At 40.7% G+C, this 16,815-nt stretch carries 13 protein-coding genes; 8 read left to right on the forward strand and 5 right to left on the reverse strand.

What is annotated here, in order from left to right:
• Positions 1–195: 195 nt before the first annotated feature.
• Positions 196–837, forward strand: coding sequence for a DUF4272 domain-containing protein (locus MHI53_RS04595; protein ID WP_061142529.1), 642 nt, complete (start codon positions 196–198; stop codon positions 835–837).
• A gap of 40 nt (positions 838–877) precedes the next feature.
• Here the strand turns inward: MHI53_RS04595 and MHI53_RS04600 are convergent, their stop codons facing one another.
• Positions 878–1,513, reverse strand: coding sequence for a DUF3885 domain-containing protein (locus MHI53_RS04600; RefSeq protein WP_340372877.1), 636 nt, complete (start codon positions 1,511–1,513; stop codon positions 878–880).
• Between the two features lie 673 nt (positions 1,514–2,186).
• Between MHI53_RS04600 and MHI53_RS04605 the strand changes: the two genes are divergently transcribed.
• From MHI53_RS04605 to MHI53_RS04620, 4 genes are all read left to right on the forward strand, one after another.
• Positions 2,187–3,545, forward strand: a complete 1,359-nt coding sequence (locus MHI53_RS04605) for an IS1182 family transposase (protein WP_340372878.1) — start codon at positions 2,187–2,189, stop codon at positions 3,543–3,545.
• 280 nt (positions 3,546–3,825) lie between these two features.
• A complete protein-coding gene (locus MHI53_RS04610) occupies positions 3,826–5,301 on the forward strand; it encodes a spore germination protein (RefSeq protein WP_340372879.1) in 1,476 nt (491 codons plus the stop codon).
• 20 nt (positions 5,302–5,321) lie between these two features.
• On the forward strand, positions 5,322–6,416 hold the full coding sequence (locus MHI53_RS04615) for a GerAB/ArcD/ProY family transporter (protein WP_061144525.1): 1,095 nt from the start codon (positions 5,322–5,324) through the stop codon (positions 6,414–6,416).
• Complete coding sequence (locus MHI53_RS04620) at positions 6,413–7,492, forward strand: Ger(x)C family spore germination protein (RefSeq protein WP_061144524.1); 1,080 nt, start codon at positions 6,413–6,415, stop codon at positions 7,490–7,492. Before MHI53_RS04615 ends, MHI53_RS04620 begins: the two co-directional genes overlap by 4 nt.
• A gap of 326 nt (positions 7,493–7,818) precedes the next feature.
• On the opposite strand, the gene MHI53_RS04625 is transcribed toward MHI53_RS04620, so the two are convergent.
• The 3 genes from MHI53_RS04625 to MHI53_RS04635 form a co-directional block, all read right to left on the reverse strand.
• Entirely contained in the window at positions 7,819–9,276 is a 1,458-nt protein-coding gene (locus MHI53_RS04625; protein WP_340372880.1) for a glycoside hydrolase family 1 protein, read from the reverse strand.
• Between the two features lie 23 nt (positions 9,277–9,299).
• On the reverse strand, positions 9,300–11,165 hold the full coding sequence (locus tag MHI53_RS04630) for a beta-glucoside-specific PTS transporter subunit IIABC (protein ID WP_340372881.1): 1,866 nt from the start codon (positions 11,163–11,165) through the stop codon (positions 9,300–9,302).
• A gap of 115 nt (positions 11,166–11,280) precedes the next feature.
• Positions 11,281–12,123, reverse strand: a complete 843-nt coding sequence (locus tag MHI53_RS04635) for a PRD domain-containing protein (RefSeq protein WP_340372882.1) — start codon at positions 12,121–12,123, stop codon at positions 11,281–11,283.
• A 265-nt stretch (positions 12,124–12,388) separates the two neighbouring features.
• Between MHI53_RS04635 and MHI53_RS04640 the strand changes: the two genes are divergently transcribed.
• The gene (locus MHI53_RS04640; RefSeq protein ID WP_340372883.1) at positions 12,389–12,688 is read left to right on the forward strand and encodes a hypothetical protein; all 300 of its coding nucleotides are present in this window, start codon (positions 12,389–12,391) and stop codon (positions 12,686–12,688) included.
• 350 nt (positions 12,689–13,038) lie between these two features.
• On the opposite strand, the gene MHI53_RS04645 is transcribed toward MHI53_RS04640, so the two are convergent.
• Positions 13,039–14,871 carry a sigma 54-interacting transcriptional regulator gene (locus tag MHI53_RS04645; RefSeq protein ID WP_061144519.1) on the reverse strand — a complete coding sequence of 611 codons (1,833 nt, stop codon included), beginning with the start codon at positions 14,869–14,871 and terminating at the stop codon, positions 13,039–13,041.
• A 193-nt stretch (positions 14,872–15,064) separates the two neighbouring features.
• Here MHI53_RS04645 and MHI53_RS04650 point away from each other — a divergent pair, with 193 nt between their 5' ends.
• Entirely contained in the window at positions 15,065–15,268 is a 204-nt protein-coding gene (locus MHI53_RS04650) for a hypothetical protein (protein WP_061144518.1), read from the forward strand.
• Positions 15,269–15,355: 87 nt separating this feature from the next.
• On the forward strand, positions 15,356–16,786 hold the full coding sequence (locus MHI53_RS04655; protein ID WP_340372884.1) for a cytosine permease: 1,431 nt from the start codon (positions 15,356–15,358) through the stop codon (positions 16,784–16,786).
• Positions 16,787–16,815 lie beyond the last annotated feature (29 nt).

Below are 16,815 nucleotides of genomic sequence, written 5' to 3' on the forward strand. Positions count from 1 at the left end.
AGTGGGCAGTGTCTTGATTTGCATGAAGATAGCTATTCCTATGTGTCGAAGTCAGAGCTGCCTTTAAGGCAGCTTTTTTTTGGGGAAAAGAGGAAGGGACTGAGGGGATGGGGGGCATAAACGGGCCGAGCAGTTGAGAGAAAGTAGCTCTTTTGATATAGTGAATGGATAGATTTTCAATTTGTGAGGTGCGGAATGAAGAGCTCGAAAAAAAGGAAAAAAGCTTCTGAAAAAATTTTAAAATCCCTAAGGGTGCCGATAAATAAACATTTACCCATAATTGTAGATGAAGCAGCAGTTTCTCTTAGAACGAAAGAAGAGATAATAAACCGAATCATTCCATTATCGATAGCTGCAGCGAAAGCTATGGAGGCTCCGCCAGAAAAAATTGAAGATTTCATTGAGAAGTATCATGCCAATGGATTATTCACGAAAGAGGAGCAAAAGTTTTTATCAACAAACCCTATCATCGAGAATGAGCGGATTCAGTACTCTTGGAAACTCGAATGCATATGGCTTCTACTTTGGTCCGTAAATCTAATTTCCGACCTGGATGCACCAGCGGGTACGTGTGATGCTGACTTTGTTTTTGAAACCGTTCTACTTAGTTCGAAACAAGAGCTGCTGGAAAAATCCGCTATAAAGCCCGTCGGTGAAATATTGGATATTCTTGATTTTACCTACAGGGCACATTGGGCTGTCAGAGAGGCACAATTAAATGATTGGGTAACCCCATCATCGCTAGAGGCAGGTGTAGTCTATGAAAGACATTACACTCTTAATTGGTTAGTAAATTATATGGAAGAAGAATGGGACGATGTAAGTACAAGTACATAAAATTATTCCTTCCGAGACTTCGTGATGTAAAGGTAATCCCTTACTTGAATATCTCGTCTATAGCAATTCTGTCGTAATCCAATAACCAATCGTTGTATTTTTGATAAACTTCTTTTACAGTTTCGGGCGTGGTCGCCAATAAATCACAACCTCTATCATCATATATGTAAAATATAGTTTTCCTGCTAATATTTATAAAATAGATCCTATTGAAAATACTGGGTTTTATACCCATATCCTGATTGCAGATGGCTTTTATCATCGAAATGTACCTGAAGTCAGACGTTTTGCATTTTAAGGTGAATCGATATGTTTTATATATTTCTTCATCATCATCTTCAGGAAAATGATATGGAATTGTTGTAAGGTTCAATCGATATAAGAACGATTTATCTTTCAGATAACGAGAAAAAACTCTTGTTCTATGTTTATAACCATCTGCAAAATCGTCTGCGTCAGCAACGATAAAAATATCATCGTCAAGATTATGCAAAGACTTAAATAAAGTGATGGCCCTGTTATATACGCCTTGTATATAGGGGCTATTTTCATGAGCATCATCACTATCATAGTCCACACCCAATTCAAAACGGATACCGACTTTCCAATTATAAAACAAGGGAGGTCTCAGTTCTAAGTTCGGGAAATTTTGACTCATAAAGTCGTTTAATAACATGTTTACACCTCTTTATTTTTCTTTCTTGTTCCTATTCTGTATTATACTGTGTGATTGTAATTCGTTCACCGTTTTTCTGAAATGTCCACATTAGGCAATCATGGTATGATTATCGGTTTATATAGGTGGGAACTTCCATGGAATATGATGGCAAGGCCATATATAAAGTGTACTTGTATGCCTATTTGTACATGTCGAGCTAACGAATCATCATGAATCAGCTGCAACGATTATTCACGTAAGCATTTTTTATTGAAGTCTGCTATAAAGAATAACAATAAAGGGAGGGCAAGCTTGGACCTGGCACCATTCAAAAGAAATGGGCAGTGATGCTTTTATACCATGGAAAATCATAAGAGTGATTAAAATGAAAAAAAAACTGGAGGAGAGTCTCCAGTTTTCAGACTGTAGACAAACTCGATGAAAATCGAGTTTGTCTATTTTTATGGCCTGTACAATTTAGACGTTGATTTCCACTCCAGGCACTCGCTTTCCGCGGGCGGTCGGGGAGCCTCCTCGGCTTTGCCTGCGGGGTCTCCCCTAGACGCGCTTTTCCCGCAGGAGTCTCGTACCTTCCGTTCCAATCAACTTTGTCTTACCTTTTAGATAGAACACTTTTGACTGGAGTCATTTTTGTTTTAAAATTGAAGGATTAAAACTTGAGGTGATGAGGATGCTTTCTAAACATGATTCTATTCAGCGAGATCAACTTGAAATGATTACTTTAGATCAACTGGTGCCACCGAACCATTTGGTTCGTAAAATGGAGGCTGCCATTGACTTCACTTTCATTTATGACTTGGTGAAAGATATGTACTCAGAGGTAGGACGCCCAAGTATTGATCCAGTTATTTTAGTTAAACTGACTTTCATTCAATATACCTTCGGTATTCGTTCCATGCGTAAAACGATTGAAGAAGTTGAAACCAATATGGCTTATCGTTGGTTCTTAGGCTATGGTTTCCATGATAAAGTGCCTCATTTCTCTACGTTCGGAAAAAATTATGAGCGACGCTTTAAAGATACAGACCTGTTTGAACAGATTTTCTGTCGCATTTTAATGACAGCTGCTAATAAAAAGTTAATAAGTGTAGAACACGTTTTCGTGGATTCCACACATGTGAAAGCCAGTGCGAATAAACGGAAATTTGAAAAGAAAATCGTTCGTAAAGAAACACGAGCGTATCAAGGACGTCTTCAAGAAGAAATCAATCAAGATCGTGAAAACCACGGAAAGAAGCCTTTTCCACCAGATAAATTTGATAAGGAAGAAACCAAAGCAATTAAAGAAAGTACTACGGATCCTGAGAGTGGCTACTATGTGAAAGATGAACGAACAAAACAGTTTGCCTATTCATTCCATGCGGCCGCAGACGGCAACGGTTTTGTATTGGGAACGATTGTAACACCTGGTAATACACATGACAGTCATATTTTGGAGCCACTTGTTGAGCAAGTGATTGAGAAAGTTGGAAAACCAGAAGCAGTTGCCGCAGATGCAGCTTATAAAACACCAGCGATTACAAGCTACCTATTTAACAAAGAAATCACACCTGCTTTACCCTATACACGTCCTCGTACAAAAGAAGGATTCTTTCGCAAACATGACTATGTTTACGATGAACACTTTGATTGTTACCTTTGCCCTTCGGGAGAAACTTTAAAGTACTCAACAACAAATAAAGAGGGCTATCGCGAGTACAAATCGCCCAAACAAATTTGTGCAACATGCTCATTTTTATCACGGTGTACGGAAAGCAAAGACCATCAAAAAGTAGTGACACGGCATATCTGGCAAGCATATGTGGAAGAAGCAGATCATCTGCGTCATCATCAAGAGGTAAAACCTATATATGCGAAACGCAAAGAAACGATTGAGCGTGTATTCGCAGATGCAAAAGAAAAGCATGGTATGCGTTGGACTACTTTAAGGGGACTTAAAAAATTGTCGATGCAGGCGATGCTTACTTTCGCTGCCATGAATTTAAAGAAGATGGCCACTTGGACATGGCAAGGTCCTAAAACGGCTTAACATAGCGGCTCGAAGAGCCCAAATCTCGTAACCTTTGGTCAAAATTTCAAAGGAATTTCAAAAGGGGTTCGGAATTTTTTAATTCCGAACCCCTTTTGTCTACAAACTGAAAACTGGAGGAGAGTCTCCAGTTTTTTTTCGTTTAAAGATATTTCGTTGTCACAAGCCTAATGAAAAAAATAGGCAATAGTGTATAAGGCGTGTCTGCTATACCCATATTAAAATTATTGAATTAACCGTTCCCCTAATGTGGCAATAACAAAGAGAGGTTGAATTTCGAATGCTGAAAACTGATTCAGCTTTTCAAAAAAGCGAGCTTGCCAAGCTTTTACAAGCGTGTGAAGAGTCGGCAGACTTTCTTACTTTTAGGCTTCATGACTCGCCCTTTTTCATTGCCTATTTTAAAACGTTGGTGAAACCTGAGATCATTCATCATGATGTCCTTGCTTGCTTTAAAGCAAAGAATCCTTCTGCTTTGGAGGAAATAAAAGCAATATTGCCAATCGATGATGTTTCTATAACGGACAATATTACCGATATACAAAATAAATTAATGACCGGAAGCTTGATTTTTTACATAAAAGAAGGGAAACCGGACTGCCTGGTGGTTCCGGTGCCTTCCGTTGAAAAGCGGCAAGTAACAACCCCGGAAACGGAATATACGGTTGCCGGACCGAAGGAAGCTTTTGTGGAATCACTTGATACGAATTTAAATCTTGTTCGTAAACGCTTGCCTATTCCCGAACTGCAGGTAAAGGAACTGGTGGTCGGAAAGCTATCGAAAACCCGGGTCGCAGTCGTCTATGTGAAAGGTATCGCCGACCCTGAAAATGTGAAAACGGTCATCCAGCGGATTAATGGAATCGACTATGATGAAATCGCCGATACTTCGTTTCTTAGCCAAATGATTGCTGATAATAAAAACTCGCCATTCCCGCAGTTAATTGATACAGAGAGGCCAGATCGGCTTGCGGCCGTACTCGCAGAAGGGAAGGTTGGCATTTTTTCGGATGGGTCGCCCACTGCGATATCGGGTCCCGTTTCACTAATAACTTATTTCACGGCATTTGAGGATTACCTCTCCATTTGGAATGTCGCTTCCGCTTTCCGGCTGCTTAGGATTTTTGCGGTTCTGTTCTCCATTTTAGCCACATCATCTTATGTAGCCATATTAACTTATCATTATGAAATGATCCCCCGTGATGTACTGAGCTTGCTGATAACATCACGGGGAACCATTCCTTTTCCGCCTTTTTTGGAAGCGATCCTTCTTGAATTGGCGATTGAGCTTTTGCGGGAAGCTGGTGCGCGGCTGCCGACAAAGATTGGCCAAACAATTGGTATTGTCGGCGGTATAGTGCTCGGAACAGCGGCTGTTCAAGCAGGCTTGACGAGCAATGTACTGCTTATTGTCGTGGCTACGGGTGCGCTTGCTTCCTTCACTACACCTATCTACCAGGTCAGTAGCGTGATCCGCCTCATTCGCTTTCCATTTATCTTGTTTGCTCATCTGCTGGGCCTTGTCGGAGTCGCCGTCTGCTTTGCTTTGCTTATTTCTCATTTATTAAAGCTAACTTCTCTCGGCCGCCCATTCCTTGAGCCCATCTATCCATTGCGCGTGGAGGACTTCAAGGACTCGATCATCCGGCTGCCATTCAGCAAGCAAGCACTCCGTCCTCTGCAAATAAGGGCGCAAGATCGTCAGAGATTTCAGCAGGAGGCTTCACAAAAAAAAGATTGGGATATTGACGACTAATTTACCTTTGGAGGTGCTGTATGCTGCCCTTACCATCCGAGAACCGGAAAGTCTCTCCTTTCTTTGTTTTTTATCTTATCGTCGCTGCGCAATTCGGTCTGGGGGTTTTCAGTTTTCAACGGGAAATTGTTAAAGTTGTGGGAAATGATGCATGGATCGCTGTTTTTATCGCCGGTATCTCGATACACGTTGTCTTGTGGATGATATATCAAATCTTAAATAAAGGAACGAACGATATTACTGTCATCCACAAGGAATTATTTGGAAAATGGCTTGGCGGGATGCTTAGTTTGGCTTTGATCGTTTATTTGTTGACTTTGGCCATCTCCGTCGTTCGCAGTTATACCGAATTGATTCAAGTTTGGATTTTCCCGCAATTGGAAACATGGTATATGGCCTTGATTCTCTCAGTGCTCGTGTATGTCTATGTCATAGGGGGCTTTCGAATCATCGTTGGAATTTGTTTCCTTAGTTTCATATTTACTACGCCTATTTTTTTTATCATGTTAGGTTTCCCTTTACGGCATATGCAAATATCTCATCTTTTTCCTATTTTCGATCATTCCGCGGCAGAGTTGTTATCCGCCTCCAAAACAATGACATATAGCTTGACCGGATTTGAAACGATTTTTTTCTTTTATCCTTTTATAAAAGATGCACCACGATCGCAAAAATGGGGGCATTATGGAACGGCTTATAGTACAATCAGCTATTTAGTCATAATGATTGTTTCCCTTATGTACTTTTCCAAGAATCAATTACTTGAGTCGATTTGGCCTACATTAACCATTTGGCAAATCGCCGATTTTCCTTTCCTTGAAAGGTTTGAGTTCCTAGGGCTTTCTTTCTGGCTGTTTAGCGTCGTGAATAGTGTTTGTTTGTATATTTGGGCAGGCACTAGAGGTTTGAAGCAGCTGTTTAGCTTGAAGCAAAAACATAGTCTTATCGTCATTCTCTTCATGACAGCTGTGGCGGCTACTTTTTTGAAAACCCGCGAGCAAATCGATCAGCTAAATTCTGTAATGGGGTTGGTGAGTCTTTACGTCATGTATGCGTATATTCCGTTTATCTTTTTTTATCAAATGATTAAAGGGAAATCGAGGAGAACGTCATGAAAAAATACCTTTTTTGGTGCATTTTTATGCTTATCCTGCTGCTCTATAATTCAATTGAAACGAAGATACTTGAAGATATCCAGCATGTGTCTGCCATTGGTTATGACTATGTGGACGAGCACCGGATGAAGGGAACGGCCGCCGCTCCATTCTATCCTGCCGGCATAGATGTTCAGCCGCTCGATGCTTTTTTTACGGCGGTTGGCCATACCTTTCTGGACATCTTGCAAAAGCAGCAGCTGGAGTCCCAACGAAAGCTCGTCACGGGGCGTTTGCAAAATTTTTTAATTAGTAAAGAACTGGCAAAACACGGAGTAGCTGAGCTTACCGATCCGCTCGGGCGATCAACTGATATAGGCAGAGATGTGTACATGGCGGTAGTCGACGGGAGTGTAGAGGACCTGTTGACCTTTAAGTATCCTAATGCACCGACATCTGCAGAATATCTTTCCGATTTCATGGAGAGAAATTTGAAAGACATGATCCCGAAACCGACGGTTCATGTCTTCCTGGATCAGTATAACGGCTTTGTACAAGATCCCTTTCTGCCCATTATTGAAAAAAAGCATGACCATATTCGATATAAGGGCCTTGCTCTTTTTAAAAATGATCACTACGTAGGGGAGTTGTCCAATAAGGAAAGTTATTTATTTAAACTTCTTTACGAAAAGACCAAAACAGGTACAGATCAATTCAGCCTGAAGAACAAAAAATACATAGCCATTCAAAATATCCGCTCGAAAGTGAAATATAAGGTGTCCGGCAGTCAAGATGATCCGCGGGTCGACGTTCATGTCTCGTTTTTAGGAGAGGTTAAAGATGCGCCAAGCATATCGGTAGGGAAGGGCACATTGAAGGAAATGGAGCAGGCATGGAGTAAAGGAGCGACGGTAAGGGCAACCAAGATGATGAATAAATTTCAAGAGCTGGAGGTTGATCCGCTTGGTATCACAGAAAAGGCGCGGAGCCATTTTCGGAACTTCGATAAAAAAGCCTGGGACCAACGATACCCGACGGTTCCGATTAAATTTCATATGAAGATCCGTATAACAAACACCGGCATTTCGAATAAATAGTGAAGTCAAAAGAAGATTCAATATCAAAGGTACAACCAGACTAAAACAAGCAAGGTATTTCCAACTTAATCGTTGATAGCGAGCTGTTCTTGAATGTCTAGAAGCCATGACTTTGAGACATGCCAAGCTCGTTGGCAACAATATTAAAGAAGCAGGTAAGTTGTATCACTGTACATCATGTGATCAAAAGAAAAAAGGCGTTAAACGCTTGTTTTTCCTCAAGCGTTTAACACCTTGGCCTATTTTCCTTTAATGTTTACCTCGGGCAGCGAGCTCCCGCTTAGGGATCGGTAGGGAAGGGGAGCGGTACACGATCGACATTCAATTTATAGTGCTTCACCATTACTTTCTATCGTTTTTTTATACCAGTAGAAAGAATCTTTACGGCTTCTTTCCAAACTTCCATTGCCTTCGTCATCTTTATCGACATAAATGAAGCCGTACCGTTTCGACATCTCACTTGTTGACATGGAAACTAAGTCGATAGGTCCCCAGGCCAGGTACCCCATCAATTCAACTCCATCACCGACAGCTTCTTTCATTTGCTCGATATGTTTCCTTAAGTAATCAATCCGATAGTGATCATGGATCGAACCGTCTTCTTCGACCTGATCATAGGCACCCAATCCATTTTCAACCATGAAGATGGGCACTTGATAGCGATCATACATCTCATTCAATACGACACGCAGCCCGATCGGATCAATTTGCCATCCCCATTCAGACGCTTCTAAATAAGGGTTTTTTAATGAATTCATCAAGTTTCCTTCTGTTCGCTCTCCTTCTGGGGAAGCGGAGGATAACATGGACATGTAATAACTAATGGTGATGTAATCCACTGGATGCTGCTTAAGGATCTCGTCATCCCCAGTTCCTTTGATGATCTCAATATTATTTTCAATGAAGAAACGATCCATATATTTAGGATACTCACCACGAACATGCACATCTGTAAAGAAGAGATTTTCCTGATTATCCTTTTGCGCCTTTATGACATCTGCAGGATTGGGTGTGTTTGGATAATGGCTCATCCTTGCCAGCATGCACCCCATTTTTCCATCAGGGATGATTTCATGTAATTTTTTTGTGGCCAGTGCACTTGCGACAAATTGATGGTGCAAACCTTGATATCTTGCCTGCATGGAGTTTGCTTCCTTATCTGATATGACGCCTCCGCCGGTAAAAGGGCTGATGGTGATCATATTGATTTCGTTAAATGAAATCCAATATTTCACCATATTTTTATAACGTGTAAAAACCGTTTCTGCATAATGTACAAAATGATTGATTACCTCACGACCGACCCAGCCATTATATTTATCCGTCAAGCCATAAGGTGTTTCATAATGTGATAATGTAACGATTGGCTCAATATTATATTTCTTTAATTCCGCAAATACGTTGTCATAAAATTGTAAGCCTGCTTCATTTGGCACTTCATCGTAGCCATTAGGGAAAATCCTTGCCCAATGAATGGAAAGCCGGAATGCCGTAAAGCCCATCTCAGCAAGTAAAGCGATATCTTCTTTATAGCGGTGATAGAAATCAATGCCCTCACGTTTAGGATAACGTGCCGTCGATTCACCACTTAGTGCTTTTCGAATTTGTTCAGAGGTGATTTCCATTGCGTTATCTTTCGTTCTTTGATCTTTAGGAATATACTCAACAAAGTCAGCCGCGGATAATCCTTTACCACCTTCATCAAATCCGCCTTCAATTTGGTTGGCGGCAGTTGCGCCTCCCCAATAAAAATTTTTCGGGAATTTTGCTTCGAATTGTGTCATAGTGAACTCTCCTTTTAGTTTGATTATTTTACAATAGTTAATATTGTATCTTCTAAAGTAACGGGTCTTGATTTTGTTGGTACAACATCTAAATACTCTGCCGTGTTAGTGATGATCACGGGTGTTGTAGCTTGATAGCCAGCCTCTTTAATACCTTTCATATCGAAGGTTACCAGTTTGTCTCCTTTATTAACGACTGAACCAGCTTCAACATGTGCGTCAAAGTGTTTGCCGCCCAATTGAACTGTATCAAGTCCGATATGGATCAATACTTCAATCCCATCATCACTGATTAAGCCAATTGCATGTTTTGTTGGGAATAGCGTCACTACCTTTCCATCGAATGGGGCTGAAACCATCCCCTCAGCTGGTTCGATTGCCACCCCCTTACCCATTGCCCCGCTTGAAAATACGGCATCATCCACGTTTTCCAAAGGTATCATCTCACCTTTTAATGGTGCAGATAATTCATAGGTTTTGTTCGAGCCAGCTTCTGATTGAGAGGCAGTGTCTTTTGGCGCTTTTCCAGCATTAACGTCACCAGTCTTTTTCTTTCCTTCTGTACCAAAAAGGAACGCTAGAACGGCTGCAGATAGGAATGCGGCGCCGATTCCACTAATATAGCCGATTGTAGGTGAATAGGCCGGGATGGTCAGAAGACTATTGAAAGCAAATCCAAATAACCTTACATTGAATGTTGCGACGATGGCGCCGCCAATCGAACCGGCTATCAATAATAATGGTATTAACTTTTTATATCTTAATACTATCCCGTAAAGAATCGGTTCCGTTATCCCTGCGAACAATCCAGATAACGTACCCGCAAATGAAAGGGAACGTAATTCTTTATTTTTCCTGGCGCGTAAAAAGATACCAAAGGCGATCCCCATCTGCGCAAATGTAGAGGCAGCTGTAATGGGTCCAATTATATCTCCGCCACGTGAGAAATTATCGATCATGATCGGTACGACGCCCCAATGCACACCTAGGATGACCAGTATTGGCCAAATGCAGGCAATGATGATACCGGTCAAGATTGCTGATTTAGCTACCAAGTAAGTAACGGCAGCCCCGATCGCTAAACTAATGTATTGTGCAAACGGTCCGAACACTAAGGCCGTTAATGGAACCATGACCAAAATACCCACCATTGGAACAAAGAACAATTGAATCGTATCCGGTGTGCGTTTTTTTACGAAGCGTTCTAAAGGAGCAAAAACAGCCATCGCAATTAACAAGGGAAAAACGGTTGATGAATAATCCGTCACGATCAGCGGAATATTCATGAAACTTACTTGCCCGTCGGCTTTTAGCATGGCCGTGAAATTGGGATCGAGTAAGCCTGCCCCGATGGCGCCGCCAACGAACGGGTTTGCTTTCAATTTCTTAGCGGCGGAAATGGCTACGAAGATTGGCAAGAAATAAAAGAGACCGCTTGATGCAGCATTCAATACGGAATAGGTTGTTCCATTTATATCAATTAGATTCAAAATATTAAGGATTGCAAGCAGCGCTTTGATCATGCCCGCTCCTGCCAGTGCGGGCACCAATGGAGAAAATGTCCCGGAAATATATTCAAAGATTTTTGAGATGATGCCCACTTTTTCATTGCTTTCATTTTCATTGGAAGGATCTTGATGATGAATAGGATGGTTATTCATGATCTCTGTATACACTTTCCCTACTTTATTGCCAATAACCACCTGGAATTGACCGCCTTTTTCGACAACGGTTAGAACATCAGGGATTGTGCTCAATGCTTCTTTGTCAGCTTTTTGGCGATCATTCAGCTTGAACCTTAATCGTGTGGCACAATGTACGAGGGAATTGATATTTTCTTCGCCGCCCACCAATTGGACGATTCGATTGCCTAACTGTTTATTATCCATGGTTCCCTCTCCTTTGATAAAATAAAAAACCTGAAAGAATACAAATAGATTAAGATCTACTTCGTATTCTTCCCAGGTTTTGCCTGCCGAGCAGTAACAATCCTATAGGAATGCATTATTTTTTTTCCCGATTCGAAACCCGCTGGATATGAATGATAAAATAGGCTAACTCATCGGTGGTCATTTCCATTTCATATTGCTTTTTCAAATAAGCCTGCACTTTCTTCGTACATTGGTCGGCTTGAGGGTATTGCAGCTTCACTTGCTGATATAAACCATCATTATTGTCGTCATTTAACTCACCGCGCAGAATCCTATATGCGAAATAACGGAGATGGGTGATGAACCGGCTGTAATTCATCGATTCTTCATTAAAATCAAAACCATAATGATATTTAACGATATTGGTCACATCATTGACGATATTCGTCATCGCCATTGTCTCTTCCATACCAGAGCCATCTTGCCGTGCATTGAAAAGATGCAAGGCAATGGATGCTGCTTCATCCTCAGGCATGCTTACTCCTGTTTCCGCTTTTATCATATTCAATGCTTTAAAGGCAGCACGGTACTCGGCTTTATAGAACTTTTGCACTTCCCACATAAGCGCATTCTTTATAGGAACCCCGTTCTTTGTTCTTGTGACAGCAAAGTGAATATGATCGGATAAAGTTAAATAAAGTGAGTCATTCAACTCTGTCTGCAGGTCCCCATTTGCCATCTCGATAATATCTTTTGAGAGCTCCATCATTTCATATGGAATTTCATCGAGCAAATCAGATAATTTGTCAGCGAAGGCTTTAGAAGGGGTAATAAAGGTTTTCTCGATATTTACTGGATCGATTTCATCGCCATTTTTTTTCTGGAAGGCGAGACCTCTCCCCATGACGACCATCTCAGTTTGATTTGAATCTTCTGTTAAAGCGACATTATTATTAAATATTTTTTTAATTTTCATAAATTATCACATATCCTTCAATAATTTTGAAATGAAAAAACCTGGATCAAAACAAATTACAGACAGATTTCCCTGCCATAACTTGAATTGATCCAGGTTTTGCCTGCCGAACAGTAACAATCCTCTGAGAATTTTATTATATATGATAGCGGTTACTTTGGCAATAGAAGGCTGCTAAATTGCCAATTCAGATATATGGAATGTTGCTGATCAAGGTGAGGTATAAATATGAAAATTAATAAGAATGTAGGAAGTAAACAAAAAGTTGCTAAGAGAAGAAGTGTTAGCAATTGGACATGCCGTTGAAACAATACATTTGCCGGATGTTACACCGTTCGAATGGGATACCGTATATGACTTCACCCCATATACCCCGAAAGAAGAGATAAATGAAACGGTCGTTTATAAATGGGAGAACATCAACGAAACTGTAAATGAATGCATGAATCAAATTGTATTTCTGAAAGATGGAAAAGTAGTCTCTTTTTATACGGCTTTCCTGAAAATAATGGATATGGGATATCTTTTGAGACTAAGAATATGCTTGATATTAAGGATGATTTGAATTTTTTAGTGGCAAGAAGTGACAGTATCATCTAGTTAAAAAACTAGGCTGTGTTATGAATACTACAGCCCAAAAAGGTGCATGACTACGTGAGTTTCGTGCTTATACTCGTGAAATTCGCGTTTTATTTACTAGTGAATCGGTGCTTTGCTCATGGAATTTAGATAAGGAATGTATAACGCGATATTGTTTTTTCTTTTTTTATTGTAGGCATAACGTATATGTGCGATTAATAAAAAAGCTAATTACAAAAGCTTATTCTTAAGGCGCTCCTGTAATAGCTTTTTTCATTTAATTCAGATAGCAATCAGCCAGTTTGAACAATCCCGGTCAGTTCCTGCAATGTAAACTTAAATTAGGATTTTGAGTTGCTTACTGAGACGTTGCATTTCCGAATTAATATAAGATTTGCTATAATCACATCCGACAATGGCAACGATATTGCCATCATCATCAATAATGGGTGCTAGGCTTGTTTTCCACTCACCGTACTTGTCTTCGTATATGGGGGTAACACCTGCTTTACCATTAAACGCTTGGTAAGCAATGTTCATCATTTCTGGCGGACCGATATATTCTTCCATCGGCTCAATTACAAAGCCTTTGTCTGCAACGAGGTGAATCAGACGTCCATCATCCGTCATGCTAAATATAAAAACCCATTCAATTACGCCTTCTTTTTCTTGGATCAAGGTAAGCTTTTGTTTCAATTTTTGAGAGTAGGAATTTGAGAGGTTGGTGTTTTGTTGTAGGCGAATAACCTCCTCAGCGGGAATGATTGCTGCAGTCACAACGGCAATGGAGCGGAGCCGTTTATTTATTTGCTCTTCTAAGATGGTCCGTTTATTTACTGGTGATAGTCGTGCCTCTTCGATTTTATCACGGATTTTTTTATATTTTCTACTCATAGTGGGCTGGCTAACTTCCAATACCTTCGCCGCTAATTTCAATGACTTGTATTGTTCCATTGCCATGTTAATCAGTTGTTCCTCCACAAGGTCTACTGCTTCTTGCAATGGCATTAGAAAATCGATAACAGGTGTTGAAGTCCGTTTGGGCTCTTTAATAGGAAGGACCTCTTTAATCATCGTAACATCCACTTCAGGTGTTCTGCTCGTAATTGTAAGCCTTTCCACGATATTTTCAAGTTCACGTACGTTACCTGGCCATTGATGGATACATAGCATGTCGATCGCATCCGGGGTGAAAGCTATCATTCGATTGTACAGTGTATTGTACTTTTGTAAGAAAAATTGAACCAGATAGGGGATCTCATCTACACGATCTCTAAGCGGCGGAAGGTGGATCGGCACGACATGAAGGCGATAATATAAGTCTTCTCTGAATTCCCCTTTCTTCACCATTTTTTCAAGTGATTTATTGGTCGCTGCAATCACTTGAATGTCAACAGGGTGGGAGGTGGAACTGCCAATTGGTGTGACAATGCGTTCTTGAAGAACCCGAAGCAGTTTGACCTGTACGTTAAGCGGTAATTCTCCCACTTCATCCAAGAATAAGATCCCCTTATGAGCAAGTGTGAATTTTCCCATGGCTCCGCCTTTTCTTGCACTGGTAAAAGCCCCTTCTACGTAGCCAAACAGTTCGCTTTCAATCAAGTTTTCCGGGATAGCGCCGCAATTGACTGGTATGAACGGTCCTTCGCTTCTTTTACCCATGTTATGTATGGCCCTGGCAGCCATTTCCTTTCCTACACCGGATTCGCCTAATAAAAGGACTGTTGCGCTAACATCACAAACCATTTGCATTTTATGAAGAACTTCAAGCATGGAATTACTTCGGATCACAAATGGAAAAGATGGTTTTTTCGATTCTGCGACTGGCCCGGATTGATTTCCTGAATTATCTGGATAAGAGTCGTTAATTTCTTTGTAGGCCCAAACCCATTCTCCTGATTCAATCGGGTATGCCGTCACCAGCATCTCAAGCCCTTGCCATGAGGATTGCATGAACGTTTTTTTTTCATGTTTGGCCATAACCTCTTCTGCCAGGCTCGTAGAAAATAGATCTTGTTCGACATCCTTGATAGAACCGCCTGCACTAGCAGATTTAATTGTATGGAATAAGGAATTTCTCGTTCCGTTCGATTTCAATATGATGCCTTTTTTATCTGTCACGATAAGCTGATCATAAATAGACAAGAGTGCAGAGGTGAAGTAATCCATTAATGTCTACCTGCCTTTCATTAAACTCCTAGATTCAATATGACAGAAATTTCACAACTGTTCAATAGTTTCGAAAATGAATATTATTCCTATTGAAAACGCTTTAATAATGGCCCTTTCTAGTTGGCATGGTTATTGCATTTAAGAAAAGTGAGGGACTAAACAAGAGAAGGCAAAGGGGGGAGAAGCCATTTTGAATAAAGTGAATCTGTTTCAACAGAATATCCATTCAGAAAATCCCTTCATCAAAAGTCTATATTCAGATTTGAATGAACGGATCGATGCGTATGAGCAGGAAGATGCTGTGAAAGTCGACAAAATGAAATGGAGGGATGCGACCGGTTCTATTTTTTTCATGCTTTTAATCATTGTCTATTTAGTCTATGTACTTGTTTAAGGTAGTGTACTTTTACATTGTCTATTACATGAACAGCCGTAATTCCATTCCATTCAATCAATATATCTATAGTTGGGAGAGAAGCGTGTGAGTAAAGAGAATTCCTCCATTTCGAAGGATGTGGCCTTTGGGTTTTTACCGGCAAGTAAAAGTGACCGGATTTTTAACCTTAGGGATTTAATTTTAGTTCAGGTTGTTATTGGTCTCTCATCTTTTGGGCTGTTAACTGGGGGATATACAGGTACAATGCTTGATTTAAAGCACTCACTGGCAGCGATTTTATTCGGTAATGCCTTCCCGATGTTGTTGATCGTTCCCATTACCTTGTATTTTGCGCGCTACGGCATAGACACCTTTGTCGGGTTTCGAAGTTCACTAGGCTATCTAGGATCCAATATTTTTTTCTTTGTTTTTCTTATTTTAACTCTCGGCTATATTTCGATTGCGCTTTTTATGTCTGGCCAGGCTTTGGCAGAGGCTGCTAATTGGATAAGGATGCCTGGCTTTTTCTCAAGCCAAACAACGGGAGCGCCGTTTTTCGCGATAGTACTCTTTATCTGTGCATTTCTGGTAACGGTGAGGGGACCGATAGCTATTCAGAAATATACGACAGTAGCCGTTCCTGCTTTTTTGGTTCTCATGTTTGGCCTTCTCTCAATAGTCTTGTTCGGACAGGGATTCACGAATGTTGCTACTATACTTCCTTCCGAACCGTTTGAAACGACTTCACGTTCGTTCGCGACCGCCCTGGAATTAAACATCGGACTCGGCTTCTCATGGCTTCCATACCTTGGCCAATACAGCCGTTTATCCAAAACGGAAGGGGGGGCATTCAAAGCGGGCTTCTATAGCTATGGAATTATCGTCTGTATCGCTGCTTTAGTTGGGGCACTCGCTGCATTAGTTGCCGGGTCGCTTAATCCTTCCGACTGGATGTTTTCAATTGCAGGTAGCTGGGGAGGTTTCATTGGCTTGATTCTGCTTTCGGTAGGGAATGTTGGTGCAGCCATTTTCCTTATGTACTCACAAGCGGTCAGCTTTAAAACGGTATTCCCAAAAAAGTCATGGATGATTGCTATGGGAACAACGGTACCAGCTATTTTCTTGCTTTTAAGCTCTACGTTTTACGATGCATTTGGTTCATTCATTGCTGTCATTTCCTTTATTATGGCTGTTCTTGGCGGCATTGTCGTTTCAGATTACTTCTTCGTTAAGCGCCAACGCCTTTCTTTAAGAGATCTGTATGACACACAAGGCTGTTACACCTATTGGAAAGGAATTAACCCCTCTTCCGTTTTTACGGTGGTTATTGGGACGATTGTTTACTGGGCACTTTATAATCCATTGACTTTTGAATCAAGTAACTTTTTCCTTTATACAGCAGCAGGCATTCCAACATACTTTGTCGCGTTAGGCACTTACTATGTTTCAGCTAAATACATTTTCCGTTATGAAGTTGATAGAGTTCGCTCATCTGTTGAATTAAAAGGAAACCAAATAGAAAAAAACGTACTATAAAGAATTTTGATAACGAGAGGAGATTGTTC

It is taken from the genome of Peribacillus sp. FSL E2-0218, assembly GCF_037992945.1.
Classification (GTDB): Bacteria; Bacillota; Bacilli; order Bacillales; family DSM-1321; genus Peribacillus; species Peribacillus simplex_B.